We start from the raw sequence: 26306 nt of genomic DNA on the forward strand, positions 1-26306 counted from the left end.
ATTTCGCATATTCGGGCTCCTGACCGTCGCGGCGGTCATGGAGCTGACCGTCTCGAAGGGCATTCCAGGCCCTTGTTCACGCAGCCGTTGAGGCAAAGCTCAACACAGCCACGATCGGAGAAAAACATGGACGCCAACACAGACGATAACAGCAAGGGCAAATGCCCGGTCGTGCACACTGCCGTTGGCAGGGTCAACCGCGACTGGTGGCCGAATCAGCTCAATGTCCAGGTTCTCCACCAGCAGTCGCCGCTGTCCGATCCGATGGGCGAGGCGTTCGACTATGCCGAGGAATTCAAAAGCCTCGACCTCGACGCCGTCATCAAGGACCTGCATGCACTGATGACGGATTCGCAGGAGTGGTGGCCGGCCGACTTCGGCCATTACGGGCCGCTGTTCATCCGTATGGCCTGGCACAGCGCCGGCACCTACCGCATCGCCGACGGCCGTGGCGGCGCCGGGGCCGGTCAGCAGCGCTTCGCACCGCTGAACAGCTGGCCGGATAACGTCAACCTCGACAAGGCCCGCCGGCTGTTGTGGCCGATCAAGCAGAAATACGGCCGCAAGATCTCCTGGGCCGATCTTCTGATCCTCACCGGCAATGTCGCGCTGGAATCGATGGGCTTCAAGACCTTCGGTTTCGCCGGTGGCCGCGCCGATGTGTGGGAGCCGGAAGAGGACATCTACTGGGGCCCCGAGGGCAAGTGGCTGGCCGACGAGCGCTACAGCGGTGACCGCGATCTGCAGAACCCGCTTGGCGCCGTGCAGATGGGCCTGATCTACGTCAATCCGGAAGGGCCGAACGGCAAGCCTGATCCGCTGGCCTCGGCGCGCGATATCCGGGACACCTTCGCGCGCATGGCCATGAACGACGAGGAGACCGTCGCGCTCATCGCCGGCGGCCACACCTTCGGCAAGACCCATGGCGCCGGCGATGCGACGCTGGTCGGCGTGGAGCCGGAAGGCGCCGATATCGAGCAGCAGGGCCTCGGCTGGGCGAGCAAGTTCGGCACCGGCAAGGGCGGCGACGCCATCGGCAGCGGCCTGGAGGTGACCTGGACGACGACGCCGACCAAGTGGAGCAACGACTTCTTCGACAATCTGTTCGGCTTCGACTGGGAACTGACCAAGAGCCCGGCCGGCGCACACCAGTGGACGCCGAAGGGGGGCGCGGGTGCGGGCACGGTGCCGGATGCGCACAACGCTGCAAAGCGCCACGCGCCCTCCATGCTGACCAGCGATCTCGCGCTGCGGTTCGATCCCTCCTACGAGACGATCTCGAAGCGCTTCCATGAGAACCCGGATCAGTTCGCCGACGCGTTTGCCCGCGCCTGGTACAAGCTGACCCATCGCGACATGGGCCCGCTCGTGCGCTATCTCGGCCCGTTGGTTCCCAAGGAAGAGCTGCCCTGGCAGGACGTCATTCCGGCTGTCGATCATGTGCTGATCGACGAAGAAGACGCTGCAGCGCTGAAGGCCAGGATCCTGGCGTCCGGCCTGTCGGTGTCGCAGCTGGTCTCGGTGGCATGGGCGTCGGCCTCGACCTTCCGTGGCTCCGACAAGCGCGGCGGCGCCAATGGCGCGCGCATTCGCCTCGCGCCGCAGAAAGACTGGGCCGTCAACCAGCCGGCTGAACTTGCCAAGGTGCTCGAAAAGCTCGAAGCGATCCAGAAGGACTTCAATGCTTCGCAGACCGGCAGCAAGAAAGTCTCGCTTGCCGACCTGATCGTTCTCGGTGGCGGTGCTGCGGTAGAGAAGGCCGCGAAGGCCGCCGGCCACAGCGTGGACGTTCCCTTCTGGCCGGGCCGTATGGACGCTTCGCAGGAGCAGACGGACGTCCACTCCTTCGCACCGCTGGAACCGACGGTTGACGGCTTCCGCAACTATGTCGGCGGCAAGCAGCGGCTGACCGTCGAGGAGGCGCTGGTCGACCGTGCGCAGCTGCTGACGCTGACGGCGCCGGAGATGACGGTTCTCGTCGGCGGCCTGCGCGTTCTCGGCGCCAATGCCGGGCAGTCCAGGCACGGCGTCTTCACCAAGCAGCCGGAAACGCTGAGCAACGACTTCTTCGTCAACCTGCTCGATATGGGCACGGAGTGGAAGGCGGCATCGGACGCCAAGGACGTGTTCGAAGGCCGCGACCGCAAGACCGGCGAAGTCAAGTGGACCGGCACCCGCGCCGACCTCATCTTCGGTTCGCACTCGCAGCTGCGGGCGCTGGCCGAAGTCTATGCAACGGCGGACGCCAAGGCGAAATTCGCCAGGGATTTCGTTGTGGCATGGACCAAGGTGATGAACGCCGACCGTTTCGACATCGCCTGAGCGCCAGTCCTCCCAAGGACCTAAGACCAGGGCCGCGTTTCCAGCGATGGGAACGCGGCCTTGTCGTAAGAGGCCACGCTTTGGTGGATCGTGCCTTCCCAGGCAAGGATGCTATTTTACCGGCGTAGCGTCTCCGCCGGTGCACCATGATCGAAATCGTCAAACCCGCGCTTGAACATCTGCCGTCCTACAAGGCCGCGCTCGAGCGCGGCTGGTCGCCGGACAATGTGCGGCTGCTGGAGGCGACGCGCGAGCAGCTTGCGGCGATCGAAAAGGATCCGGTGGCTTTTCTCGCCGACCTCGATGATCCCCAGGCCAAGGGTGGGCCGATCGCCTTGCCTGACGGGACGAAAGTACCGCGCCTGCCGGGCTTCCGCCGCTGGATCTGGGACGGCGAGGCATCAGGCTCGATCGGCTTTCGCTGGCAGAAGGGCACGGCAGAACTGCCGCCGCATGTGCTCGGCCATATCGGCTATGCGGTCGTGCCGTGGAAGCGGCGACGCGGCTACGCCACCGAAGCGCTGCGGTTGATGCTGGACGAGGCGAGGGCGGTCGGCTTGGCTCACGTAGAGATCACCGCCAAGCCGGGCAATCCGGCGTCGCACAGGGTGATCCTTGCCAATGGCGGCAAGCTCGTCGAGCGTTTCTTCGAGGATGCCGCCTATGGCGGGGTGGAGAGTTTGCGGTTCCGGATCGAGCTGTAGGGTGATAGCGAAAGTTGGCGAACGGTGCATGAGAAGTGACAGGGTGATCTCGTCGGATTGAGTTCACCCGCCCTCATTTCGAACGTTTGCGCCGCCCCTCATCTGCCTGCCGGCATCTTCTCCCCGTAAACGGGGCGAAGGGGCTGGTCGCGACCTCGGCGCCATCTCCGCAACGTTGGCGATTCGCGAAACCATCGACGACAGCGTCCTTCGCCCCGTTTACGGGGAGAAGATGGCGGCAGCCAGATGAGGGGCGGCGCCGACGTCGACATGGGAGCGGTATAAGCAGCTGCCCAACGCGAAAGCTGCCCCTTCGAACCTCTCACCCATGCTCGTCAGCGCACAGCGCGTGGTCCGACAGCGCGCGGATGACGTAGCAGTCGCCGACCGTCTTGCCATTGCAGCAGGTGGCGATGCGTTCGAGTTCGGCCTCCAGCCGCTTCAGCTGGGCAATCTTCTCCCGCACCGAGATCAGCTGTTCCTCGGCAATCCGGTCGGCGTGGCCGCAGGGCTGCTCGGGATGGCCGCTCAATTCGATCAGCGCGCGGATGTCCTCGACGGCGAAACCGAGGTCGCGGGCGTGGCGGATGAAGGCCAGCCGCTCCAGCTCCTGCCTGGAATAGCGGCGCTGGTTGCCTTCCGAGCGCTCGGGCGCCGCGACCAGGCCCATCTGTTCGTAATAGCGGATGGTCGGCACCTTGACCCCGGTGCGGCGGGAGAGTTCACCGATCGAAAACATGAGTTTTGCCTCTTGAAGCTCTAGTGACTAGAGCAATTACAGTGCCTGACATCAGTATTCAAGACCCACGCGGCGACGCCGCGCGGGCAAGACAGACAGGTGATGTGATGACGGCTCCCCTCAGGCAGACACGGTTCAAGATCGGCGGCATGGACTGCGCCTCCTGCGCGGCCAAGATCGATACGGCGGTGCGTCGCCTCGACGGCGTCGTCGACGTCTCGGTTTCGGTGACCGGCGCCAGCATGACGGTCAGCCATGGTGGCGCACTGCCGGAAGGCAAGGTGCTGCAGCAGGTGGCGCGGCTCGGCTACGGCATCGTCAAGGCAGAAGGCAGGACCGATGGGCGCGCTTCAGTGGCCAAGGCGCATGACCATGCTGATCATGACCACGATCACCAAGGTCACGACCATGACGGCGAGCCGGCCGGCAAGCCGGCTGCCGGTTCCACCCATCTCCACAGCGATGCCGAGCCGGGGCAGGCGTGGTGGCGCTCCCGCCGGGCAGCGCTGACATTGGCTTGCGCGGCAGCGCTCGTTGCCGCCTACAGCATCGGCCATCTGTTTCCAGTGGCAGAGCGCTGGGTTTTCCTGGCCGCGCTGCTGGTCGGCCTAGTGCCGATCGCGCGGCGCGCGCTGATGGCGGCATTGGCCGGCACGCCGTTCTCGATCGAGATGCTGATGACCATCGCCGCGATAGGCGCTGTGATGATCGGCGCCACGGAAGAAGCCGCCGCCGTGGTGGTGCTGTTCCTGATCGGCGAACTTCTGGAAGGTGTCGCCGCCGGCCGCGCGCGGGCGAGCATCCAGGGACTTGCCGATCTTGTGCCGAAGACAGCGCTGGTCGAGCGGGCAGGCGGCACATCAGAGGTTCCCGCTGAAGACCTTGCGGTCGGTGACGTGATCGTGGTGCGGCCGGGCGACCGCATTCCGGCCGATGGCGAGATCGTCGAGGGATCTGGTGATATCGACGAGGCGCCGGTGACCGGCGAGAGCACGCCGAAGCGCAAGGGTGTTGCGGACGCCGTCTTCGCCGGCACGATCAGCACCGACGGCGTGCTCAAGGTGCGCGTGACGGCGGCCGCTTCCGACAACACCATCGCCCGCGTCGTGTGGCTGGTGGAGGAGGCGCAGGAGGCCAAGGCCCCGACAGAGCGCTTCATCGATCGCTTCTCACGTACCTACACGCCGGCGGTGCTGGCGGTCGGCGCGCTGGTGGCGTTGCTGCCGCCCGTGCTTACCGGCGGCGACTGGAACGAATGGATCTACAAGGGCCTGGCGATCCTGCTGATCGGCTGCCCTTGCGCGCTGGTCATCTCGACGCCTGCTGCTATCGCCGCTGGCCTTGCGGCCGGCGCGCGGCGTGGTCTGTTGATGAAGGGTGGTGCCGTGCTGGAAGGCTTTCGCCGCATCACGGCGGTGGCCTTCGACAAAACCGGAACGCTGACGGCGGGCAAGCCCGTCGTCACCGACATCGTGGCGTATGGAAGGGATGAACGCACCGTGCTGGCGCTGGCGGCAGCGCTGGAGCAGGGCTCCAGCCATCCGTTGGCCATGGCGATCCTTGACCGGGCCAAGGCCGACAAGGCGCCGGTGCCGCCGGCGCTCTCGGCAAAGGCGATCTCGGGCAAGGGGGTCGAGGGCAGCGTCGGCGGCGTCGCCGTCTTCCTCGGCTCGGGCCCGGCGGCGGGCGAACGTGCCGACATGACCGAAGCGCAGCGCCTTGCCGTCGACAGCCTCAATGGCCAAGGCAAGACCGTCTCGGTGCTGGTGGCCGATGGCGTGGTGGCCGGGCTGATCGCCATGCGCGACGAGCCGCGGCCGGATGCGGCGGCCGGGATCGCGGCGCTCAAGGCCGAGGGCATCCGCGCGGTGATGCTGACCGGCGACAACCGCCGCACGGCGCAAGCCATCGCCGCTTCGCTTGGCATAGAGGCGCGGGCGGAGCTGTTGCCGCAGGACAAGCAGCGCATCGTCGGTGAATTGCAGCGCGAGGGGCTCAAGGTTGCCAAGGTCGGCGACGGCATCAACGATGCGCCGGCGCTGGCCGCCGCCGACATCGGCATCGCCATGGGTGGCGGCACCGATGTGGCGCTGGAAACGGCCGACGCGGCGATCCTGCATGGCCGCGTCATGGACGTCGCGCGCATGGTAAAACTGTCGCGGGCGGTGATGGCCAATATCAGCCAGAACATCAGCGTGGCGCTCGGGTTGAAGGCAGTGTTCCTGGTCACCACCATTTTAGGCATCACCGGCCTGTGGCCGGCGATCCTGGCCGATACCGGCGCCACCGTGCTGGTCACCGCCAACGCCATGCGCCTGTTGCGCTGGCGCGGGTGAGGTCGCTTGGTGTGCGCGCTACTCGGCTGGGGCCGTCAGCGGCGGCGTGGCGTTGCTGCGCCCTTCCCAGACATAGGAGGCGAGCGCCACCGCGACGGCGACCAGCATCGCGATGACGCCGAGCAATGGCAGGCTGCGATAGCCATAGCCGCTGTTCAGCATGGCGGCGCCCAATGACGCGGCAAGCGCGATGCCGACATTGAAGCCGGACGGAATGAGCGATGAAGCGAGGTTCGAGGCGTCGGCCGTCCAGGCCAGGATGCGGGTCTGGATCGGTGTGCCGATGGCGAAGTTGAGACCACCCCAGATGACGATCGCGACAACCATCGGCAGGGGATACGGGCTGACGGCATAGATGACGGCCAGCGTCACCGCCTGCAAGCCCAGCATGGTGATCAATGACGGCATCAGCTTCCAGTCGGAGAGCTTGCCGCCAAGGAAGACTCCGAGCGTCGCGCCGACGCCGTTGAGCAGCAGCACCCACGGCACCAGGTTCTCGTCGAGCCCGGTGACCTCCAGCAGTGTCGGGGTGATGTAGGTGAACAGGCCGAACTGGCCGATCATCAGCATCAGCATCAGGATCAGCGATGTCCAGACCTGCTGGCGGGCCAGCACGCGAACCTCGCGGGCGAAACCGGCGGGCCTGGCCGACGACCCGGTGGTGCGCGGCAAAAGCGCTGCCATGGCAAGCGTTGCCGCCACGCCCAGTGCGCACATCACCCAGAAGGTCGCGCGCCAGCCCCAGATGTTGCCGATCGCGGTGCCGGCGGGCACGCCGATGACGTTGGAGACGGTGAGGCCGGACAGGATGACGGCAACCGCCATGCCGCGCTGGTCCTCGCGCACAAGACCGACGGCGACGACCATGGCGACGCCGAAATAGGCGCCATGCGCGACCGCAACGGCAATGCGCAACAAAAGCATCGAGGTGAAGTCGGGCGCCAGCGCGCAGGCCGCCTGGCCGATGGTGAAGGCGATGGCGAGACCGAGCAGCAAGGTCTTGCGCGATAGCGACTTGGTGGCGAGCGCCAGCAGCGGACCGCCGATGGCAATGCCGCAGGCATAGCCGGAGACGAGATAGCCGGATGTGGGCACTGATACGCCAAGTCCCTCAGCCACCTGCGGCAGCACGCCGGCAATGACGAATTCGGTTGTGCCGAAGGCAAAGGCGGCGATGAACAGGGCGATGAGCGGAAGCGACATGGCGGGAAGCGATCCTGAGCAAAGCGCCTCAAACCACGGATGGGCTTTGCGGGCAATCCAGAAATTGTTGGCGCCGCTTTAGCTTTTCTTCATCGGGTTCTCGATCGTCACCTGCACGCGCGACGGTCGGGTGAGGGCGCGCCGGCTCGGTCTTGCGCCGAGGCCGCTATGCTGCGGTCTTGCGCCCGTAGGGAATCTTGAGCCATGCCCGTTCGTGAAGATAATAGAGCAGCGATTTGGTGACGACCTCGGTCAGGCCGATGGTCGCGGCAAGCTTGATGCTTCCTGTCACGACCAGTGAAATGATGATCGTGTCGATGGTGCCGGTCACGCGCCAGGAGAGCGCCTTGGCGAAACTGCGCGAATGGGTGTCCATCGATTTCCTCCGAAAGGCTGGGCCAATGGACCCTTATCCCGACTGGAGGAAACAGAGCAAAGATATTTTGCCGCCGAAACGAAGACAGTGCTTGACGGTGTCGTGATCAGCTCGCCTTCAACCGCGACCCGGTGAGCAGGCCGCGCTCTTCGAGCACCGGATAGGCCATCGAGGCGAGCAGCGAGTTGATCTGTTTCAGGTCGCGGATGGTGTCGAGATGGATTGAGCTGGTCTCGACGCTCTTGGCGGTGCCGTCGCGCAGGCGCTCGAAATGGCTGGCGCTGGTTTCCTTCTCGCGGTCGCGCAACTGGTCCTTTTCCAGCACCAGCTGGCGGGCGGTTTCGGGGTCGCGCGACACCAGCACGTTGAAGGCGAGCCGCGCATTGGCAAGCACCGAGCTGTGGAAGGCGAACAATTCACTCCAGCCCTCGTCGGTGAATTCCAGTCCGCGCTCGAACTTCTTCTTCACATGCACCAGCATGTTGCGCACGATGATGTCGCCGACCTGCTCGAGCTTGACGCAGGCGCCGATCAGCTCCTGGCAACGCAGCGCCTCGTCCTCGGTCAGCGGGTTCCTGGTAAGCTTGGCCAGATAGAGCTTGATGGCCGCATGCTTGCGGTCGACGCGGTCGTCGAGTGCGGCCAGAGCCTTGATCTTGTCGGCGTCGGCGCTCTCATAGAGCTCGATGATGCGCTTGAGCATGATCTCGACGGTCTCGCAGACCCGCACCACTTCGCGCGTGGCATTGGCCAGCGCCTGGCTAGGCACGTCCAGCGCGCTCTCGTTGAGCGCGGACAACTCGACGACGTCGAGCGAGGCAGCCGGAGTGGGCTTGGTGCCGAGCGCCACGATCTTCTCCGAGGCGCGGTAGACGAAGCCTGCCAGCGGCAGGCCGGCGAGCAGGATCAGCACGTTGAACAGGATGTGGGCGTTGACGATCTGGTCGGCCGCCGTCGAACCGAGAAAGGCAAAGTGCGGCCTGAAGATCATGACCAGGATCAGCATGACCAGCGAGCCAAGCCCGCGCATCAGGAGATTGCCGATCGGCACGACGCGCACTTCGGGGCTCGACGAGCGGGTCAGCATCGGCGCGATGATCGAGGAGCCGAGATTGACGCCGAGAATGAGAACGACGCCGAGTTCCGGCGTGATCAGGCCACGGCCAGCCAGCGTCGCCATCAACAGAACCGCCGCGATGCTCGACTGGAACAGCCAGGTGATCAGCGCCGCCAGCAGATAGGCGGTGATGGAATCGGTCGAGAAGTAGTTGATGATGACCGGCATGAGCTGGCTGTTGCGCAGCGGCTCCGATGCCTGGCCGATCATCTCCAGCGACAGGATCAGAAGGCCGATGCCGACCAGGATGCGGCCGGACTGGCGCCAGTCGCGCCGCTCGGTGGCCATGAACATCACCGTGCCGGTGATCAGGCAGAGCGGCACCAGCAAGGTGAGATCGAAGGTCAGCAGCTTGACCACCAGCGCCGAGCCGATCTCGGCGCCGCGCACGGCAAGCTGGCCCGCGGCACCCGAGACGATGCCGGAGCCGGCGAAGGAGCCGACCAGCAGCGTGACGGCGGTGGAGCTCTGCAGGGCGATGGCGAGGCCGGTGCCGGCCAGCACCGCCATGATCGGATTGCGCATGGTGGCGCGCAGACGATGGCGCAGCACGTCGCCATAGGCGCGCTCGACGCCGGTCTTCACCATGCGGGTGGCAAACAGCATCAGCGCGACGGCGCCGGCCAGATGCAGAAGGACGACGGACCCGCTCATGTCGCCGCCTGCATGCGAACAGGACGCGCGCCCTGTTTGGCGGGGCGAGCGAGATGAGAAGCGGGGTTACGAATCACGATCATGGCGTTGGTCAATACTAGCTCGAATATTTTAGCCGGATAATAAAATTTTGTCGATTTCAAGGGGCCGTTGCCGCGCGACAGGCGGTGTCGGAAAATGGATGGAAGCGCAAATCGCATTGCCGGGCCGCTGCGATGCGGTGGGTCGGCCGGGTTTGCCGCGCACCTGGCTTCTGTCTTTGCGATGATGTTCAACTTTCTCGATTAAACGAAGGAATTCATTACGAAATTGTAATGCAGGTGTTCAGTTTCGGTTCATCGGTGGATGGCTATTTCTCGGGGCATCGACAACCAAGGAGACTTCTCATGAAACGCATTGTCCTTTCCGCCCTCGCTTTCTCGATGCTGGCCGCCACGTCGCTCACCGGCTAGGCCGCACCGCTGAATGCACCGGTCGCTCCGCAGTCGAACACCAGCCAGGTCGACTGGCAGAAGCCCGGCCACCACAGCGATGTGAAGAAGCGCGTCTTCAAGAAGAAGGTCGTCGTGAAGCGCAACAACTGGCGCAATGGCCAGAAATATTCCAGCTGGAAGCGTCACCAGCCGATCCGCGACTATGGCCGCTACGGCCTGCATCGTCCCGGCCGCGGCCAGGAATGGATCCGCGTCGGCAACGACTATGTGCTGGTCGGCATCCTCTCCGGTGTCATCTTCGGCGCGCTTGCCGCGCAGTAACCGACACCTTGACGGACATTGAAAGGGCGGCGGCCGCAGCGGCCGCCTTTCTTTTTGGCCTGTGGAAACCGGGTATGGCCCGCATTAGGGGTCGTCGGACCTCGCAGGCATGATTATATGGTGGGGAAACGAGTTCCCCGATGCGCTTTCCACCCGCCTTCCTCGACGAGATCCGCGACCGCGTGCCGATTTCTTCGGTTGTCGGCCTGCGCGTCGCGTGGGACCGGAAGAAGACCAACGCGCCGCGCGGCGACTATTGGGCCTGCTGCCCGTTCCATGGCGAGAAGAGCCCGTCCTTCCACTGCGAGGACAAGAAGGGCCGCTACCATTGTTTCGGCTGCTCGGTCTCGGGCGATCATTTCAAGTTCCTCACCGAACTCGACGGGATGAGCTTTCCCGAAGCGGTCGAAAAGATCGCCGACATGGCCGGCGTGCCGATGCCGGTTCGCGATGCGCAGGAGGAGCGGCGCGAAAAGGAACGCGCCAGCCTGACCGACGTCATGGAGATGGCGACCAGCTTCTTCCAGGAACGGCTGCAGGGACCGGAAGGCGCCAAAGCCCGCGCCTATCTCAGGGATCGTGGGCTGACGCCGGCGACGCAGCAATCGTTCCGGCTCGGCTTCGCACCCGACAGCCGCAATGCGCTCAAGGAGCATCTCGCCGCCAAGGGCGTCCCGAAAGCCGATATCGAGGCTTGCGGACTGGTGCGCCACGGCGATGACATCCCGGTTTCCTATGACTGGTTCCGCGACCGCATCATGTTCCCGATCCCGGATTCCAGAGGCAAGATCATCGCCTTTGGCGGCCGCGCGCTGCAGCCGGATGCGCTGGCCAAATACATGAACTCGCCCGACACCGAGCTCTTCCACAAGGGCAACGTGCTCTATAATTTCGCCCGCGCCCGCAAGGCACTGGCCAAGGGCGGCACGGTCATCGCCGTCGAAGGCTATATGGACGTCATCGCACTGGCACAGGCGGGCTTCGAGAATGTCGTGGCGCCGCTCGGCACCGCGCTCACCGAGAACCAGCTCGAGCTGTTGTGGCGCATGGCGCCGGAGCCGATGTTGTGCTTCGACGGCGACAAGGCCGGGCTGAAGGCTGCCTGGCGGGCCGCCGACATGGCGCTGCCGTCGGTGCAGGCCGGGCGTTCGGCGCGCTTCGCGCTGCTGCCGGAAGGCAAGGATCCCGACGACCTCGTCAAGGCCGAAGGACCGGATGCGTTCCGGGCGGTGCTTGCCGATGCGCGGCCATTGGTCGACCTGTTGTGGATGCGCGAGACGGCGGGCGGCGTCTTCGACACGCCGGAGCGGCGGGCCGAGCTCGAGAAGACGCTGCGTGAGCTGACCAGCCGCATCCGCGACGAAAGCCTGCGCTACCATTATCAACAGGAGATGCGCGAGCGCGTGTTGAGCTTCTTCGGCTCGCAGCGCAGTGGACGCCAAGGGCGTCAAGATGGCGGCCGGCCAGGCGAGCGCGGCCAGGGCAAGGCGGCCGCACCCGGTGGACAATTCGCCAAGCCTGGCGGCGGCCGCATGGCGATCACCGAAAGCCTCGGCCAATCGGCGCTGGTCAAGCGCGGCGGCGAGGGGATGTCGGTGCGCGAGGCGACGATCATCGTCGCATTGATCAACCATCCGGCACTGATCGACGAGAATTTCGCTCATATCGAGTTTCTCGATCTCGCCAACTCCGATCTGAGGCGGCTGCATGCGGCGATCCTCGACGCGATGGCGCATGACATGGCCAATGATCGTCAGGCCGTTATCGCGACGGTCGAACGCGCCGGCTGCGCCGAGATCTGGGAGCGGGCCGTCGGCCTGATCCGGCGAATGCGGCAATGGCCGGCGCTGGAGACCGCTGCCCTTGAAGATGCCCGCGACGCTTTCAGCCAGGCGCTGCACTTGCAGCGCAGCGCGCGCACCTTACATAAGGAGCTGAAACAGGCGGAAGCGGCGCTCGCCACCGATCCCACAGACGAAAACTACCGGCACCTGATCGAAATTCAGGCGCAATTTCAGGATGTACAGGCGACGGAAGCGCTGATCGAAGGATTCGGCGTGTCCTCGGGCAGGGCTGGGCGAGCTTAGAGCGTGATCCCAAATTCCCAAATGCGGGAAAGATCATGCTTCCACCAAGAGAGAGCCAGGGCTTATTCCAACCCATCCGGGCGGAACGGGCTCAGGCGAGAGAGTGAAAGTGAGAAGCGTTGTTGCGCGTCGAAATGGCGCGTGGCGGGCTAAGTCGGGTAATTGATTCGCTTTTTTCATGCGAATCATGCGAGAGGCGCTTGACCTTCTGGCAGATTGGCGGAATCAGGACGATTCGAAACGTTAACCCGAACCCGCGTCGACGGGAAATAAGCGATGTGAGGGTACTGGTCACTGGACAGGCAGCCTGCCTGCCACAGATATCAGGGTTAATCTGGACTTAATGCATGTCGCCCAAAAGGGGAAACCGATTTTGGGGCAACGACATACACCAAACGACGAGTTGATGCAGTTACTGGCCCGGTGAAGCGCGTTTCATAAGAGCGCATCCGATTTGACTGGTCCGACAGCTTACGCGGCTTCGAAGTTCGGCCGCGAGGAGAAGATAAAGACTATGGCGACAAAGGAAAAGGAAGAGGTCGAAACCGAACGCGAAGGCGCCACCGATGGCCCTCTGCTCGACCTTTCCGATGATGCTGTCAAGAAGATGATCAAGGCCGCCAAGAAGCGCGGCTATGTCACCATGGACGAGCTGAATTCGGTGCTGCCTTCCGAGGAAGTGACCTCCGAGCAGATCGAGGACACGATGGCGATGCTGTCCGACATGGGCATCAACGTGGTCGAGGACGACGAGCAGGGCGAGGAGCCCGAGGCCGCCGACACGGCTGCCGATGCCGAGGAAGACGCCAACGAGCTGGCTGAGCAGACCGGCACCGCGGTCGCCGCCACCACCACCAAGAAAGAACCGACCGATCGCACCGACGATCCGGTGCGCATGTATCTGCGCGAGATGGGCTCGGTTGAGCTTTTGTCGCGCGAGGGCGAAATCGCCATCGCCAAGCGCATCGAGGCCGGCCGCGAGACGATGATCGCCGGCCTGTGCGAAAGCCCGCTGACCTTCCAGGCCATCATCATCTGGCGCGACGAACTCAACGAATCCAAGATCCTGCTGCGCGAGATCATCGATCTCGAAGCCACCTATGCCGGCCCCGAGGCCAAGCAGGCGCCGGTGGTCGAGCGCATCGAGGAAGCCAAGGTCGAGGACAAGCCGCGCCGTTCGCGCGACGAGGAAGAAGACATCACCAATGTCGGCGCCGACACGCGCGGACTGGTCGATGACGATGAGGAAGACGAGGACGAAGCGAGCCTGTCGCTGGCGGCGATGGAAGCGGAACTGCGCCCGCAGGTGATGGAGACGCTCGACGTCATCGCCGACACCTACAAGAAGCTGCGCAAGTTGCAGGACCAGCAGGTCGAGAACCGTCTGGCCGCGGCCGGCACGCTGTCGCCCAGCCAGGATCGCCGGCTGAAGGAGCTGAAGGACCAGCTGATCAAGGCGGTGAAGTCGCTGTCGCTCAACACGGCGCGCATCGAGGCGCTGGTCGAGCAGCTCTACGACATCAACAAGCGCCTGGTGCAGAACGAAGGCAAGCTGCTCAGGCTCGCCGAAAGCTACGGCGTGCGCCGCGAGGAGTTCCTGAAGGAATATCAGGGTTCCGAGCTCGACCCGAACTGGACGCGCTCGATCGGCAATTTGACCTCGCGCGGCTGGAAGGAATTCACCAAGAACGAGAAGGACGCGATCCGCGAACTGCGCGCCGAGATCCAGAACCTCGCCACCGAAACGGCGATCTCGATCCTGGAATTCCGCAAGATCGTCAACCAAGTGCAGAAGGGCGAGCGCGAAGCGGCGATCGCCAAGAAGGAAATGGTCGAGGCCAATCTGCGTCTCGTCATCTCCATCGCCAAGAAATACACCAATCGCGGCCTGCAATTCCTCGACCTGATCCAGGAAGGCAATATCGGCCTGATGAAGGCGGTCGACAAATTCGAATACCGCCGCGGCTACAAGTTCTCGACCTACGCGACGTGGTGGATCCGGCAGGCGATCACGCGTTCGATCGCCGATCAGGCGCGCACCATCCGCATTCCGGTGCACATGATCGAGACGATCAACAAGATCGTGCGCACCTCGCGCCAGATGCTGCACGAGATCGGCCGCGAGCCGACGCCGGAAGAACTGGCCGAAAAGCTCGCTATGCCGCTCGAAAAAGTGCGCAAGGTGCTGAAGATCGCCAAGGAGCCGATCTCGCTCGAAACGCCGGTCGGCGACGAGGAGGATTCGCATCTGGGCGATTTCATCGAGGACAAGATGGCGATCCTGCCGATCGACGCGGCGATCCAGGCCAATCTGCGCGAGACCACCACGCGCGTGCTGGCCTCGCTCACGCCGCGCGAGGAACGCGTTCTGCGCATGCGCTTCGGCATCGGCATGAACACCGACCACACGCTGGAAGAAGTCGGCCAGCAGTTCTCGGTCACCCGCGAACGTATCCGCCAGATCGAAGCCAAGGCGCTGCGCAAGCTCAAGCACCCGAGTCGCTCGCGCAAGCTGCGCAGCTTCCTGGACAGCTGAGTTCGGACGGCAGCATCGCCGGCCAGCTCAATTCATTCGAAGGCCCGGAGCGTCCGCCGTTCCGGGCTTTTTTACAACGGCACGTTCAGCCGTGTCCCCTTGACGATGATGCCGCCCCTGTCGCCGATCTCTATCGAGCCATAGCGCTGCCTGAAGCACGCAGGCAGCGGACGGTCGCCCGAGACCGATAGCCACAGGCGCAGCATATGGCGCCGCCTGTCCGGGTCTGGCCAATCCCGAAAGCCCATGCGGTCGTGCAGCAGCGAATGATTGTAGACAAACTGCATGTCGCCCGGCCGAAGCCGCATCGACAGGTTTAATTTCGGGTCATTGGCAAGGCTGTCGAAGAGATCCAGCGCTTCGACATGGGCGGCGCTGAGCCGCATGGCATCGGGGAAGCGCTGCGCACTGTCGATATACTGGCGCTGATAGATGCCGGTCAGCAATCCCGCATGCCAGTTGAGGACCGGGATTTCGAAATACGGCTCCTCCCCTTCCGGTATCTCGCCGCGCCGGTCGGTGGCGATCGGATCAAACAGCAGGCGGACCAGGTCGGGCCGTCTTTTGCGCATCTCGTTGTAGATCGTCACCGTGCTTGCCAGCAGGGACTCGCCGCCTTGCATGGCGTCCTGCAAGCAGAGCAGACCGACGACATCGGCGGAATCGGTGTGAAACGTCTGGCGCTCCGCCGTCTGGTAGATACGTGTCGTGGCGTCCTTGGCGTCGGCGCCTATGTCGCGGACATGGCCGAGGATATGGCCCTGGGCATTCTGGGACCGTGCGCTTCCCAGATGCGCGCCGACCCCGCAGAAGATCGTTGCCGCCATTGGCGCGGAGTATCGCTCGACCGGGAGACCGCGAAGCACCTCGAACCCAATGCCTGCGACGAGTTTTTCGCGAAGCGCGGCAAGATGGCCGGCAAGCCGGGGCAAGGGGAAATCAGCCTTGGTCAAATTGCCGATATCCTGCGAGCGGGTGAGAAAGCCGGTTGCCGCCGATTCCAATTCCGCAACGTCCCGCGGGTCCAATTCGACCAGCCAATTCTGCGGATGCTTCGCCATGTCCTCGCCGGTCCATGCGGCCGGACTTTCGATCTTTCCCGGCGGCAGCTCGATGGTCTCGCGCATGAAGCTCTCCTGCGGCTGGATCGGTCGCGGACATTGGCTGGGATTTCCCGACTGACGGCCACGACGGAGATTGCCGCAATCAGGCGGGTTTTCAAACCGGCTTTCCCAGGTCGCCGCCGACTGTTTTGCGGTCGTCGCCATGCCGCCGCCTTCGTGGCGCCTGGCGCGAGGCTCGCCTTCACCCCGCAATCGGGCGCCGGTGCGATAGTCCTTGCGGGACGGTCGCCGCGGGAGGATACTTTCGCGTCGGATGCATTTTCTGGGCGACAACCCGGATGCCCGCCCCGGTGGTGACGCCGTGCTCCGTGGCCCCGGAGGGAGGTGTGCCATGACAAGCTACATCGTGCTGATGAACTGGACGGAGCAGGGCGCCAGAAACGTGCGCGAGTCACCGAAACGGCTCGACGCCGCCAGGAAGCAGCTGGGAGACATGGGCGGATCGTTCAAGGCGTTCTACCTGACCATGGGCGAATACGACATGGTGGCGGTGGTCGAGGCGCCCGACGACGCGGTGCTGGCGCGTTTCTCGCTGATGCTGGCGGCGGCCGGCAATGTCAGGACGCGGACGCTGAAGGCCTTTCCCGAATTCGCCTACCGCGAGATCATCACCTCGCTCGGATAGAGCAACCGGCAGGGTTTCTCGAAGTCGCTGGCCGGTGCCGGCCTGGTGGCGCTTTGCCGCAAGACAGGACGCTTCGCCGTGATAGAATGCGGCCGGGGAGATCGCGATGAAGACGGTTTCGATATTGGCCACCGGCCTTGCCTTGATATCGTCGATGCCGTTCGCCGCCGGCGCCGCCGCGCAAAAACCGGTCGGCATGGCCAATCCGGCATCCATCCATTGTGGCGAGATCGGCGGGCGCCTGGTGATCAGGAAGGACAAGGCCGGTAATGAGTATGGATTCTGCGGCTTGCCCAACGGGCGCCTTTGCGAGGAGTGGGCGCTGTTTCGCGACAACGAGTGCGTCGGGCCAAAGGCGGCCATGCGCCGCAAGTGACACACCCGCTATGGTAGGGTGAGATCATGTCCGACCCGCATTCCCATTCGCATCTGTGGCCCGGCGTGCCGCTCGCACTTGGCTCGGCCGTCTTGTTCGGGGCGACGCCGCCACTCAGCAAGCTGCTGCTCGAGGGCGTCAATCCCTTCATGCTGGCCGGGCTGCTCTATCTCGGTGCTGGTCTTGGCCTCGCTCTGTACCGCCTGCTTCGAGGCAGGCAGGCCGCAGCCGGGGAAGCGCAGCTGACCGCTGGGGATATTCCCTGGCTGGCGCTGGCAATCGGCATGGGCGGCGTTATCGCGCCGGTGCTGCTGATGTTCGGTTTGACCCTCAACACGGCGTCCAGTTCGGCGCTGCTGCTCAATCTGGAAGGGTTGGCGACGATGGCGATCGCCTGGCTCGTCTATCGCGAGAATGTCGACCGGCGCCTGCTTCTTGGCGCCTTCGCCATTCTGGCGGGCGCCGTTCTTTTGTCGTGGCAAGGTGAGGGCATTGCCTTCAACCGTGGCGCCCTGCTGGTGGCGGGAGCTTGTGTGGCCTGGGGCATCGACAACAATTTCACGCGCAGGATCTCGGCCACCGATCCGGTGGTGATCGCCATGCTCAAGGGGTTGGTGGCGGGTGTCGTCAATGTCGGGCTGGCGCTTGCCGGCGGGGCTTTGTTTCCCCCGGTGTCGGTCGTTGCGGCCACCGCGGCCGTCGGTTTCTTCGGCATTGGGGTCAGCCTGGTGATGTTCATCGTGGCGCTGCGTCATCTCGGCACGGCACGGACAGGGGCCTACTACTCGCTCGCGCCCTTTATTGGTGCGTTGCTGGCAATCGCCATCCTGGGTGACGCCGTCACGCTCAAGCTGGCGGTTGCCGGGCTTCTGATGGGCGTCGGCCTCTGGCTGCATCTGTCGGAACGCCATGAGCACGAGCACGACCACGAGGAACTGGAACACGAGCACAGCCATGTGCATGACGAGCACCACCAGCACCATCATGATGGCCCGGTGAGCGAGCCGCATTCGCACTGGCACCGGCATGCGCCGATGCGCCACCGGCATCCGCATTATCCCGACCTGCACCACAGGCATGGCCACGGATAAATGCTGACCGTCTGGTACAACACGCGCTGCCCGGTCTGCGATGCCGGTATCAGCAGGCAGAAGCGGCGGCTGATTGAAGCGATCAAGGCCGGACGGATCGAGTTCCGAGACATCAATTTTGAACCGGCAGCGCTTGCCGGACATGGCGCGTCGCTTGAGGATATCCGCCGCCGGCTGCACGCCACCGACGCGGCGGGCAGGCTGCTGGTCGGCGCCGACGTTGCCATCGCCGTGTGGGAGGTCACGCCGGGCGAGGGCTGGCTGGCGACTTTGTTCGGCAATCCGGTTGCCTTGCCGCTGACACGCTTTGCCTATGATCGTTTCGCCGACCTGCTCTATGCCTGGAACCGGCGCAAGGGTCGCTGGTAGCAGTTCGTCATTGATGACCAGAAGTGCAAAGGTCCGGAGGACAATCTCCGGACCTTTTTCGTGCGAGCTATCGGTTGGCCGGCTCGCACAGCGCGCCGACAATGCGGCGCACCACCGGCAACACCAGCAGCAGCGTCGGAAACGCCACCAGCCAGGATAGGCCCCAGGCGGTCAGCCAGATGGAGGGCAGGTCGGGGTGGAGGCCAAGGCTTTTCAGCGTCGAGATGAACGAGACGATGAAGGTCATCAACAGCGACAGCACCAGCGGGCTGAGAACAGCGGCATAGCGCGCAGGCAGTTTCCTGCGCTGATGTCTTGCAGTCATTTTGGGAGTTTCCCTGAAGTGTCCGGTCCGTCGCATTGGCATCCATTTCGCCGGTGACCGGCAAAATTGCCCGGAAAGACCGGGGTTGGATGCGTTGCTTGACGTCAGACGCTTACGGAGCAGCCAAGGCGCTCGCGGGCCTTCTAGCGGCACGTTCCGGTGAAAGCAAGCCTCTGGCGTCATATCGAGATACATCGTAAGATATATCTTGACTCGTCGGTAGCATGTGCCTAATTAAGATATATCGTAAGATACAACTCAAGGAGCAATCAATGCACAAACATTTTGGGAACAATCATTTCGGCGAGCGCATGTTCATGCACATGGCCGGCAAATTCGGCGGTCGTGGCGGCGGTTTCGGTCCGTTCGGGCACGGTGGCCGTGGCGGTGGTCGCGGCGGCCCTGGCGACATGTTCCGCGCCGGCCGCATGCTGGCCGACGGCGACCTCAAGCTGATCACGCTGTCGCTGCTGGCCGAGGCGCCGCGCCACGGCTACGACATCATCAAGGCGCTGGAAGAGCGCACCAGCGGCATCTACAGCCCGAGCCCGGGCGTGGTCTATCCGACCCTGACCTTCCTGGAAGAGGCCGGCTATGCCGCCTCCGCCGCCGACGGCAACAAGAAGGTGTTCTCGATCACCGAGGCGGGCCAAGCGCATCTTGCCGACAACCGCGAGATGATCGACGGCGTGCTCGAACATCTCGAGCGCTTCGGCCGCAAGATGGCCAAGGCGCGCGACTGGTTCGGCTGGAACGACGAGGCGGAAGAGGGCGGGCGCCGCGGCGGCCGTGGTGGGCGCTCGGAAGCACGCGACGAATTCCGCGCTGTCCGTCACCGGCTGCGCGCGGCTCTCGGCGACTTCGTCGATGCCCCGGCTGACATGCAGGCAGAGGCGATCGCCATCCTCGAAGCCGCCGCCGAGGCACTGGAAGCGCTGTCACACAAGTAAGTTCTTCCGGCACGGCAGGGCGCAGCCCTTGCCCGCCAAGCCAAGGACCGATAGTGAAATTCATCCCGCGCCACGCTACATGATGCGGGATGAATGCTGTTGGAGGAAGCCCGATGTCTTTTCTGAAGCGTCTTTTCGGCGGTGGCGGCGGAGCCGAGGCGGGTGAGCCGAAGAGCACGGCGCCGGCCAAGCAGGTCGAGCACAAGGGTTTCCTGATCAGCGCCACGCCCTACAAGGCGGACGGCCAGTACCAGACCTGCGGCATCGTCTCCAAGGAGATCGACGGCGTGGTGAAGGAACACAAATTCATCCGCGCCGACCGCTTCGCCGGGCTCGACGACGCCGTCGACATTTCGATCAAGAAGGGCATGCAACTGATCGACGAGCAGGGCGAGCGGATTTTCGGGTAGGGTTCTGGCCGAGGCGACGAACGTCGGCTTTGCGCCGGAAGCGGTCATTGCGCCGCCAGTTTCTCGAATGATGGCAGTGGGCCGCAAGCAGAGAGTCTCGACCATTGAGCGTAGCATTTGCCAAAGAGGAAAGCGCCGAGGCAGCATCGGAAACCATCCTGCCGGCGCGTCCTGTCTCCGATCGGATCAACCTCGTCACGGAGGCGGGCCTCAAGATGCTGCAGGTTGAATTGGCTCGCGCTCAGCACGCTCTCGACGCCGCCAACGTGCTGGAAGATGTCAATGAGAGGCGACGGCAGTCGGCGGTTCCGGTTCGGGATATGCGCTATTATGCCGAGCGCGTCCGTACGGCTCAGCCTATGTCGGTGCCCACGTCCAATGAAGTGATCGCCTTCGGGCACACGGTTACGTTCAAGCGTGATGATGGCCGCACGCAGACCTTCCGCATCGTTGGTGAGGATGAGGCCAACCCCTCTCAAGCTTCCATATCGCATGGTTCGCCGGTTGCCATCGCGCTGACTGGCAAAGCCGTTGGCGACTTTGTCCAGCTGGGGCAGCGCGAACTTGAGATCCTGTCCATTTCCTAGTTGGACATCGGGTATGGCGCACGACCGGGGCGAGTGCCTGGAACCAATGACGGGCGAGACTGTTCAGTTGTAACTTTGGTACCACGCTGACGAGCCCAGCCGTTGGGCAAGCGGCCACCTTGAGGAGCTCTCATCATGATGATTTCGTCCAGAATTCGTTCACTCGCGGTCGCCGCCATCGCCGCTGGGACCGTCAGCGTCGCCAGCGCCGCGCATGCCGACAGCGGCACGATCCGCTTCGCCGTCTACAAGGCGGCCTTCTTCGTGGGTGGGTCCGGAGGCGAGGGCACGCTTACCTTCCATGGTCGCAGCTACCCCATCTCGGTCGGCGCCGTCTCGGGCGGCCTCGCCTTCGGGGTTTCGAAGACCTATTTCCGCGGGACAGTGCGCCATATCAGGCGCGCCCGGGATGTGACGGGGGTCTATGGTGCGGCAGGCGGCGGCGGCGCGCTCGGCAAAGGCGCCCAGGTGATCGTCATGACCAATGACAAGGGCGCCCAACTCGAACTCACAGGCAGGCAGGTAGGCCTGCAAGTCAACGCCGATCTCAGCGGTATGGCCATCACGGTGAAGTAAAAGGCTCGTCAGTCCTTGAATGGGCTGGCAGCCGGCCTGAAAGGCCCAAATGCGACGGCAGCTTTCAGCAAGGCGCCGTCGAATCCGGAATGGCCGAGATGGGCTCATGCTGCCGGTCGCGTCCAGACCTGCGGCGTCGTTTCCAAGGAGGTAGACAGCGTGGTGAGGAAACACAATTTCATCCGCGCCGACAGCTTCGCCGGGCTCGACGATGCCGTCGACATCTCGATCAAGAAGGGCATCCAACTGGTCGACGAGCAGGGCGAGCGGATCTTCGGGTAGGGTGGTGCTGGCCGATGCGGCAAGTGCTTTGCGCCAGAAGCGGTCACTGACGAGCAGGTATTCTGATGCCGCCTTTCGGGCCGAAAGCTGACTGGCAGCTTCTGGCCTCAGATCGTCAACAGCGGACTTTTCAGTCAGCTCGAGTATTGTCGTGACGTAACCCTAATTGAAAGTTCGAGACCGAGCGCTCTTGACGCTAGGCGTCGGATCTTCTCCGCTAACGCATTGAGATCAGGTTGGTGACAAGGCCGGCTTTGACAACCAGTTCGGGCCGAGAAGGCTGAGGAAGGCCAACGTCCCGCAACTGGTCGGCAGTCAAGTCGGCCAATGCGTTGCGTGTAGCCGTAGCGCGCTGCCACTTTCTGATAGCCGCAATCGTCGTTGTTATGCTCGCCAGCCCGGATAACAACGCGCGCTTTTTCGGCGCGCGATCTTCGAGGTGGGTTGTCATCTCAGCCATTGTTCGTCTCCGCTGCCTGGATCGCGTTCGGAACATGCCATCATGGCGCTTAGCGGCTGTTGGGCGGCGCGCTAACAACACGGAAAAGGCCGGCGCTCTGCCGCTAAATCTGCGTTAAATCGAACGACAGACTTGCTATTTTCCCGTTCAGGTCGAAGTCTGGAGACGATGGTGCGCATCCGGTTGTTCGGCGGTATAGAAGTCATATCTCCAGGTGGGCAGGCCGTGCGCTTTGCCACGCGCAAGGCTGCGCTGCTTTTGGCAGCCTTGGTTCTGGCCGGCCGTCGCGGCCTGCGGCGAGAGCAGATTTCCGAAGCGTTGTGGCCAGGCCGCGCCAATGTTCAGGCGCGCAACAGCCTGCGGCAGGCACTTGTCGACATCAGGCGGTCCTTCCCGAATGACGGCAGTGCCCACATCCGGATCGAGGGGGATCAGGACACCGTCGCGCTCATCTTCGATCCAGATGAAACGGACATCTCGATCTTCGATCTGAAGCTCGAGACCGGCCAGGCCGCCGATCTTGCCATCGCTGCGGATCTCTATCACGGTGAATTGCTTGCGGGCGAGGCCGAAGGACTGGACGAGTGGTTTGGGCCATATCAAAGCAGCTACCAGCGCAAGGCGTTGCAACTGGTGGAGCAACTCAGTCTTGCACAAGCTGCACCCGGCTCGGCGGAAGCGGCAGCTTGCGAGAGGCTCGCGGAGAGGCTGCTCGCTTCAGACCCTGCCACGGAAGCCGCCCATCGAGCGTTGATCCGCATCCACGCTCACCGGGGGCACGAGAACCTGGCCTTGCGCCAGTTCGAGCTGTGCCGGGCTGCCTTGAGAAAGCAGCTCGGCGTGGAACCGGAAGCGCAGACCAACTCCCTAGCCGCTGCCCTGCGATTGCGCGAAGAAGCCGAACATCGTATCGCTCCGGTCTCCGAGATCACGTCGCAGCAGGTGGCAATCCCGGCTCCGATGAAACAAGACGACCGCCCGTCGGTCGCGGTGCTGCCATTTCAGAATTTGAGCGGCGATGCCGAGCAGGAATATTTTGCTGACGGCATCGTGGAAGATATCATCACCGCCCTCGCTCGCTTCCGCCACCTGTTCGTCATCGCCCGAAATTCGAGCTTTACTTACAAGAGGCGGGCCGTCGACACGAAGCAGGTTGGGCGTGAGTTGAACGTGCGCTACGTCGTCGAAGGAAGCGTGCGCCGGGCTGGCGAGCGTCTGCGCATCAGTGCACAACTGATCGACGCCTCGACAGGCGCTCATCTATGGGCGGATCGTTTTGACGGACCTCTGGCTGACGTGTTCGATCTGCAGGACCAGGTCGCATCGAGCATAGTTGGCGCCATAACGCCGAAGGTGGAGGAGGCGGAGATCGAGCGTGCCAAGAGCAAGCCGACCGAAAGTTTGGACGCCTATGACTACTATCTCCGCGGCCTGGCTGTCTTTGACCGCACGGCCACCAGCAGGGCGGCCATAGACGAAGCTTTGCGGCTTTTTATGCAGGCGATCACTCATGACCGAGAGTTCGCCATAGCCTACGCCAGGGCGGCGCGATGTTATGTCACCCGAAAGAGCAACGGCTGGATGGTCGATCGCGCAAAAGAGGTTACCGAAGCTATGCGACTGGCCAGGAAGGCGGTCGAGCTCGGGCGGGACGACGCGATCGCGCTGTCTTACGGTGGATATGTGCTGGGATACATTGGTGGGGAGCTTGAGGACTGTGCGGCCTGGATAGACCGCGCGCTCGTTCTCAACCCGAATTTGGCTACGGCTTGGGGTTATAGCAGTTGGGCGAAGGCCTGCCTGGGCGAATCGGACGAGGCCGTCGAACACGCAGCGCTTGCCATGCGTCTCAGCCCGTTGGACCCGCGCCTGTTCGCATGGCAGTTTTGCACTGCGCTGGCGCACTTCTGCGGTGGCCGTTACGACAGCGCGGTTTCGTGGGCGAGAATGTCCTTGCTCTCCCAGCCCAACTACGCGAGCGCGATGCGCGTCATTGCGGCCAGTCATGCCCTTGCGGGACGGCTCGGGAAAGCACAGGAAATGATCGCCCATCTGCGCGATCTCAATCCCACCCTCCGGCTTTCGAACCTCGCCGACGTGCTGCCCCCGTTCCGTCGAGCGGATGACGGCGATCGGTACGTCGAGGGCCTCAGGAAAGCCGGGTTGCCAAAGTGACTTGTCCGCGAAATCGGGCTAGCGATCATTTCCCGAAGTCGACTCAGGATCAGGAGCAGCTGTCAGAGCGGCGGGTTTCGTGGCCCCATGCCCGCTTAGGCGCAAAGACCGCTTTTGGCGTAGGTCTGATCTGAGGCGCAAAGCAGTCACGCAGGATTTGGTTTGCGAAGGTCGACTTCACGTCAGAAGCAGACCTTCGCTTCGTCAAGCACAACTCCTGTTGCCCGCTATGCCGGCTGAAACTCCCTGCGTGGCAGTGGCGGAAAGGCGATCGCAATACCCACCGCGCCAAGGCCGATGAGGGCCGAGCCGATGAACAGCCAGGAATAGTTGGCGTAGGCATCGAACACCATGCCGCCGGCCAGCGGTCCCAGCGCCATGCCGAGGCTGGACAGCATAGTGGCGGCACCGAAGACGGTGCCGAGGATGCGCTGGCCGAAATATTCGCGCGCCAGCACCGCATAGAGCGGCATGACGCCGCCATAGGTGGCGCCGAAGATGACGGCCAGCATGTAGAACTGATCGAGCCGGCTGATCGAGAGATAGGCGGCAATGACGATGGCCTGGATCGCCAGGCCCGCGATCAGCACCGGCTTGACGCCCAGCCGGTCGGCCAGCACGCCGTAGAAAAGCCGGCCGCCGAGGCCTGCCAGGCCCTCGACGCTGTAGATCGAGACCGCCGCCATGGGCGCGACGCCGCACAGCATGGCATAGCTGACCATGTGGAAGATCGGCCCGGAATGCGCCGCGCAGCAGGCAAAGAACGTCAGTCCCAGCACGATGAATTGCGGCGAGCGCAGCGCCTGGCCGACCGTCAGACCGGCGCCTTCGGCGGCCGGCGCCGAGCCCGCATCCGCTGTTGCGGGCTTTGGCGGCTGGCGGACCAGCAGCACCGCCGGCAACAACAGCACCCATGCGGTGATGCCGATGTCGAACATGGCCGTGCGCCAGTCGTAGGCTGAGATCAGCCAGCGGGCGAAGGGCGAGATCGTCATCGGCGCCACGCCCATGCCGGCCGAGACCAGCGAGACGGCTAGGCTGCGGTTGGTGTCGAACCAGCCGGTGGTCAGCGCGATCATCGGCGCGAAGAAGGCGCTTGCCGCGAGGCCGACCAGCACGCCATAGGTGATCTGGAAGCTCAGCAGCGAACCGGCGCGGCTGGCCAGCACCAGCGCCAGCCCGAGCAGAACCGCGCCGATCGTCACGACGATGCGGGCGCCAAAACGGTCCGAAATGGCGCCCCAGGCGAAGCCGCCAAGGCCCATCACCAGGAAATTCAGCGTCATGGCGCTGGAAATGCCGGCGCGCGACCAGTTGGTGTCGATCGCCATCGGCTCGAGGAAGATCGCCAGCGAAAACATCGTCCCGATGGCGACACAGGACATCAGCGCGCCAGCCGCGACGATGACCCAACGATAGGAAAGGCTCATTCAAATCTCCCATGCCAGAGGGCAGCGCTGCGCGCTGCTTGCGTCCGAAGGACGCTGGCACCGAGACCGATCCTACAATCCGGTTGCATTTTTTATCCAGTCTGAAATGGCTCCGTTTTCGATGGCATGGTCTTTTTGGACGCATGTCGTTGTCCCAAAACCGCTTCGCACTTTTGGGCGGCATGCGCTCAGATCGGCAGTTCCGACGTGTATTTGATCGTCTGGCTGGGAACGTCCGTCTTGACGTTCTGCACGCCCTTGATGCGGCTCAGATGCTCCGACTGGAAGCGACGGTAGTCGTCGATGCCGGCCGCCACCACGCGCACCATGGCATCGCAGTCGCCGAGCATCAAATAGCACTCCATCACCTGCGGCAGCTTGGCCACTTCGGTGGCGAAATGTTCGATCGTGTCCTCGTCCTGCGTCTTCAGCCAGATGCGGGTGAAGAAGGTCAGGCCCTTGCCGATGCTGGCCGGGTTGAGCACGGCGACGTAGCGGTCGATGACACCGGCTTCCTCCAGCAACTTCACGCGCCGCAGGCAAGGCGATGGCGAAAGGCCGACCTCATTGGCCAGATCGTTGTTGGCCATGCGGCCGTCGCGTTGCAGCGCCCGCAGAATCCGCTTGTCGATCTCATCCAGCTTCATGGCTTTGTATTCCATCTATTTGGCAATCTGTGACACTCAATGCCAAAATT

24 protein-coding genes and 2 pseudogenes are annotated in these 26306 nt (G+C 63.7%); 16 read left to right on the forward strand and 10 right to left on the reverse strand.

The genetic code is table 11. From position 1 onward, the window contains the following. Window positions 1-126: 126 nt before the first annotated feature. Together katG and FCU66_RS23395 are read left to right on the forward strand one after the other, a co-directional pair. Window positions 127-2322, forward strand: coding sequence for a catalase/peroxidase HPI (gene katG / locus FCU66_RS23390; protein WP_136617994.1), 2196 nt, complete (start codon window positions 127-129; stop codon window positions 2320-2322). Window positions 2323-2468: 146 nt separating this feature from the next. Then, window positions 2469-3026 (forward strand): GNAT family N-acetyltransferase, encoded by a 558-nt coding sequence (locus FCU66_RS23395; RefSeq protein WP_136617993.1) that lies wholly within the window; start codon window positions 2469-2471, stop codon window positions 3024-3026. A 322-nt stretch (window positions 3027-3348) separates the two neighbouring features. On the opposite strand, the gene FCU66_RS23400 is transcribed toward FCU66_RS23395, so the two are convergent. Further along, on the reverse strand, window positions 3349-3765 hold the full coding sequence (locus FCU66_RS23400; protein WP_136617992.1) for a MerR family transcriptional regulator: 417 nt from the start codon (window positions 3763-3765) through the stop codon (window positions 3349-3351). 107 nt (window positions 3766-3872) lie between these two features. On the opposite strand from FCU66_RS23400, the gene FCU66_RS23405 reads away from it, so the two are divergent. Further along, entirely contained in the window at window positions 3873-6101 is a 2229-nt protein-coding gene (locus FCU66_RS23405; RefSeq protein WP_136617991.1) for a heavy metal translocating P-type ATPase, read from the forward strand. Between the two features lie 18 nt (window positions 6102-6119). Here the strand turns inward: FCU66_RS23405 and FCU66_RS23410 are convergent, their stop codons facing one another. The 4 genes from FCU66_RS23410 to FCU66_RS23425 form a co-directional block, all read right to left on the reverse strand. Next, window positions 6120-7304, reverse strand: coding sequence for an MFS transporter (locus FCU66_RS23410; protein ID WP_136617990.1), 1185 nt, complete (start codon window positions 7302-7304; stop codon window positions 6120-6122). Between the two features lie 166 nt (window positions 7305-7470). Continuing rightward, window positions 7471-7680, reverse strand: a complete 210-nt coding sequence (locus FCU66_RS23415; RefSeq protein WP_136617989.1) for a DUF2061 domain-containing protein — start codon at window positions 7678-7680, stop codon at window positions 7471-7473. Window positions 7681-7786: 106 nt separating this feature from the next. After that, the gene (locus tag FCU66_RS23420; protein WP_136617988.1) at window positions 7787-9451 is read right to left on the reverse strand and encodes a Na/Pi cotransporter family protein; all 1665 of its coding nucleotides are present in this window, start codon (window positions 9449-9451) and stop codon (window positions 7787-7789) included. Next, window positions 9448-9726 (reverse strand): hypothetical protein, encoded by a 279-nt coding sequence (locus tag FCU66_RS23425; RefSeq protein ID WP_136617987.1) that lies wholly within the window; start codon window positions 9724-9726, stop codon window positions 9448-9450. The genes FCU66_RS23420 and FCU66_RS23425 overlap by 4 nt, the downstream gene beginning before the upstream one ends. Window positions 9727-9837: 111 nt before the next feature. Here FCU66_RS23425 and FCU66_RS42655 point away from each other — a divergent pair. The 3 genes and pseudogenes from FCU66_RS42655 (at window position 9838) to rpoD (ending at window position 14829) form a co-directional block, all read left to right on the forward strand. Further along, window positions 9838-10206, forward strand: a pseudogene (locus FCU66_RS42655) (RcnB family protein). Window positions 10207-10346: 140 nt separating this feature from the next. Further along, the gene (gene dnaG / locus FCU66_RS23435) at window positions 10347-12293 is read left to right on the forward strand and encodes a DNA primase (protein ID WP_136617986.1); all 1947 of its coding nucleotides are present in this window, start codon (window positions 10347-10349) and stop codon (window positions 12291-12293) included. A 514-nt stretch (window positions 12294-12807) separates the two neighbouring features. After that, window positions 12808-14829: an RNA polymerase sigma factor RpoD gene (gene rpoD / locus FCU66_RS23440; RefSeq protein ID WP_136617985.1), complete on the forward strand. Its 2022-nt coding sequence runs from the start codon at window positions 12808-12810 to the stop codon at window positions 14827-14829. Between the two features lie 71 nt (window positions 14830-14900). Here rpoD and FCU66_RS23445 read toward each other — a convergent pair whose 3' ends face one another. Continuing rightward, a complete protein-coding gene (locus FCU66_RS23445) occupies window positions 14901-15956 on the reverse strand; it encodes a TauD/TfdA family dioxygenase (protein WP_136617984.1) in 1056 nt (351 codons plus the stop codon). A 328-nt stretch (window positions 15957-16284) separates the two neighbouring features. Between FCU66_RS23445 and FCU66_RS23450 the strand changes: the two genes are divergently transcribed. The 4 genes from FCU66_RS23450 (at window position 16285) to FCU66_RS23465 (ending at window position 18414) form a co-directional block, all read left to right on the forward strand. Next, on the forward strand, window positions 16285-16578 hold the full coding sequence (locus tag FCU66_RS23450) for a GYD domain-containing protein (protein ID WP_128288901.1): 294 nt from the start codon (window positions 16285-16287) through the stop codon (window positions 16576-16578). A 106-nt stretch (window positions 16579-16684) separates the two neighbouring features. Next, window positions 16685-16954, forward strand: coding sequence for a putative hemolysin (locus FCU66_RS23455; RefSeq protein WP_136617983.1), 270 nt, complete (start codon window positions 16685-16687; stop codon window positions 16952-16954). Between the two features lie 26 nt (window positions 16955-16980). Continuing rightward, a complete protein-coding gene (locus tag FCU66_RS23460; protein ID WP_136617982.1) occupies window positions 16981-18045 on the forward strand; it encodes a DMT family transporter in 1065 nt (354 codons plus the stop codon). Continuing rightward, the gene (locus tag FCU66_RS23465) at window positions 18046-18414 is read left to right on the forward strand and encodes a thiol-disulfide oxidoreductase DCC family protein (protein WP_136617981.1); all 369 of its coding nucleotides are present in this window, start codon (window positions 18046-18048) and stop codon (window positions 18412-18414) included. It abuts the gene before it with no gap. Window positions 18415-18481: 67 nt separating this feature from the next. On the opposite strand, the gene FCU66_RS23470 is transcribed toward FCU66_RS23465, so the two are convergent. Continuing rightward, window positions 18482-18739: a DUF2798 domain-containing protein gene (locus FCU66_RS23470; protein ID WP_136617980.1), complete on the reverse strand. Its 258-nt coding sequence runs from the start codon at window positions 18737-18739 to the stop codon at window positions 18482-18484. A gap of 272 nt (window positions 18740-19011) precedes the next feature. Between FCU66_RS23470 and FCU66_RS23475 the strand changes: the two genes are divergently transcribed. The 5 genes and pseudogenes from FCU66_RS23475 to FCU66_RS42035 all read left to right on the forward strand — a co-directional run. Continuing rightward, on the forward strand, window positions 19012-19689 hold the full coding sequence (locus tag FCU66_RS23475; RefSeq protein WP_136617979.1) for a PadR family transcriptional regulator: 678 nt from the start codon (window positions 19012-19014) through the stop codon (window positions 19687-19689). A gap of 113 nt (window positions 19690-19802) precedes the next feature. After that, window positions 19803-20099 carry an HlyU family transcriptional regulator gene (locus tag FCU66_RS23480; protein ID WP_136617978.1) on the forward strand — a complete coding sequence of 99 codons (297 nt, stop codon included), beginning with the start codon at window positions 19803-19805 and terminating at the stop codon, window positions 20097-20099. A 104-nt stretch (window positions 20100-20203) separates the two neighbouring features. After that, window positions 20204-20686 carry a transcription elongation factor GreA gene (gene greA, locus FCU66_RS23485; RefSeq protein ID WP_136617977.1) on the forward strand — a complete coding sequence of 161 codons (483 nt, stop codon included), beginning with the start codon at window positions 20204-20206 and terminating at the stop codon, window positions 20684-20686. 135 nt (window positions 20687-20821) lie between these two features. Continuing rightward, window positions 20822-21262 (forward strand): lipid-binding SYLF domain-containing protein, encoded by a 441-nt coding sequence (locus FCU66_RS23490; RefSeq protein WP_136617976.1) that lies wholly within the window; start codon window positions 20822-20824, stop codon window positions 21260-21262. 108 nt (window positions 21263-21370) lie between these two features. Further along, window positions 21371-21544: pseudogene (locus FCU66_RS42035) on the forward strand (HlyU family transcriptional regulator); the annotation flags it as partial. 217 nt (window positions 21545-21761) lie between these two features. Here FCU66_RS42035 and FCU66_RS23500 read toward each other — a convergent pair. After that, window positions 21762-22004 (reverse strand): YjiS-like domain-containing protein, encoded by a 243-nt coding sequence (locus FCU66_RS23500; RefSeq protein WP_136617974.1) that lies wholly within the window; start codon window positions 22002-22004, stop codon window positions 21762-21764. Between the two features lie 171 nt (window positions 22005-22175). Between FCU66_RS23500 and FCU66_RS23505 the strand changes: the two genes are divergently transcribed. Then, complete coding sequence (locus FCU66_RS23505) at window positions 22176-24179, forward strand: BTAD domain-containing putative transcriptional regulator (protein WP_136618023.1); 2004 nt, start codon at window positions 22176-22178, stop codon at window positions 24177-24179. Window positions 24180-24406: 227 nt separating this feature from the next. Here FCU66_RS23505 and FCU66_RS23510 read toward each other — a convergent pair whose 3' ends face one another. Then, window positions 24407-25609, reverse strand: coding sequence for an MFS transporter (locus tag FCU66_RS23510; RefSeq protein WP_136617973.1), 1203 nt, complete (start codon window positions 25607-25609; stop codon window positions 24407-24409). 188 nt (window positions 25610-25797) lie between these two features. Then, complete coding sequence (locus tag FCU66_RS23515) at window positions 25798-26256, reverse strand: Lrp/AsnC family transcriptional regulator (protein ID WP_013530158.1); 459 nt, start codon at window positions 26254-26256, stop codon at window positions 25798-25800. Window positions 26257-26306 lie beyond the last annotated feature (50 nt).

Source organism: Mesorhizobium norvegicum (genome assembly GCF_004919685.1).
Taxonomy (GTDB): Bacteria; Pseudomonadota; Alphaproteobacteria; order Rhizobiales; family Rhizobiaceae; genus Mesorhizobium; species Mesorhizobium norvegicum.

Bases quoted from the DNA above. Each gene is read 5' to 3' on its own strand.
- FCU66_RS23405 (WP_136617991.1), top strand. From the start codon at position 3,873: ATGACGGCTCCCCTCAGGCAGACACGGTTCAAGATCGGCGGCATGGAC.
- FCU66_RS23490 (WP_136617976.1), top strand. From the start codon at position 20,822: ATGATGATTTCGTCCAGAATTCGTTCACTCGCGGTCGCCGCCATCGCC.
- FCU66_RS23395 (WP_136617993.1), top strand. From the start codon at position 2,469: ATGATCGAAATCGTCAAACCCGCGCTTGAACATCTGCCGTCCTACAAG.
- FCU66_RS23515 (WP_013530158.1), bottom strand. From the start codon at position 26,256: ATGAAGCTGGATGAGATCGACAAGCGGATTCTGCGGGCGCTGCAACGC.
- FCU66_RS23470 (WP_136617980.1), bottom strand. From the start codon at position 18,739: ATGACTGCAAGACATCAGCGCAGGAAACTGCCTGCGCGCTATGCCGCT.
- FCU66_RS23465 (WP_136617981.1), top strand. From the start codon at position 18,046: ATGCTGACCGTCTGGTACAACACGCGCTGCCCGGTCTGCGATGCCGGT.
- FCU66_RS23420 (WP_136617988.1), bottom strand. From the start codon at position 9,451: ATGAGCGGGTCCGTCGTCCTTCTGCATCTGGCCGGCGCCGTCGCGCTG.
- FCU66_RS23475 (WP_136617979.1), top strand. From the start codon at position 19,012: ATGCACAAACATTTTGGGAACAATCATTTCGGCGAGCGCATGTTCATG.
- katG (WP_136617994.1), top strand. From the start codon at position 127: ATGGACGCCAACACAGACGATAACAGCAAGGGCAAATGCCCGGTCGTG.
- FCU66_RS23510 (WP_136617973.1), bottom strand. From the start codon at position 25,609: ATGAGCCTTTCCTATCGTTGGGTCATCGTCGCGGCTGGCGCGCTGATG.
- FCU66_RS23410 (WP_136617990.1), bottom strand. From the start codon at position 7,304: ATGTCGCTTCCGCTCATCGCCCTGTTCATCGCCGCCTTTGCCTTCGGC.
- FCU66_RS23455 (WP_136617983.1), top strand. From the start codon at position 16,685: ATGAAGACGGTTTCGATATTGGCCACCGGCCTTGCCTTGATATCGTCG.
- FCU66_RS23445 (WP_136617984.1), bottom strand. From the start codon at position 15,956: ATGCGCGAGACCATCGAGCTGCCGCCGGGAAAGATCGAAAGTCCGGCC.
- FCU66_RS23460 (WP_136617982.1), top strand. From the start codon at position 16,981: ATGTCCGACCCGCATTCCCATTCGCATCTGTGGCCCGGCGTGCCGCTC.
- rpoD (WP_136617985.1), top strand. From the start codon at position 12,808: ATGGCGACAAAGGAAAAGGAAGAGGTCGAAACCGAACGCGAAGGCGCC.
- FCU66_RS23400 (WP_136617992.1), bottom strand. From the start codon at position 3,765: ATGTTTTCGATCGGTGAACTCTCCCGCCGCACCGGGGTCAAGGTGCCG.
- FCU66_RS23480 (WP_136617978.1), top strand. From the start codon at position 19,803: ATGTCTTTTCTGAAGCGTCTTTTCGGCGGTGGCGGCGGAGCCGAGGCG.
- FCU66_RS23500 (WP_136617974.1), bottom strand. From the start codon at position 22,004: ATGGCTGAGATGACAACCCACCTCGAAGATCGCGCGCCGAAAAAGCGC.
- FCU66_RS23415 (WP_136617989.1), bottom strand. From the start codon at position 7,680: ATGGACACCCATTCGCGCAGTTTCGCCAAGGCGCTCTCCTGGCGCGTG.
- FCU66_RS23450 (WP_128288901.1), top strand. From the start codon at position 16,285: ATGACAAGCTACATCGTGCTGATGAACTGGACGGAGCAGGGCGCCAGA.
- dnaG (WP_136617986.1), top strand. From the start codon at position 10,347: ATGCGCTTTCCACCCGCCTTCCTCGACGAGATCCGCGACCGCGTGCCG.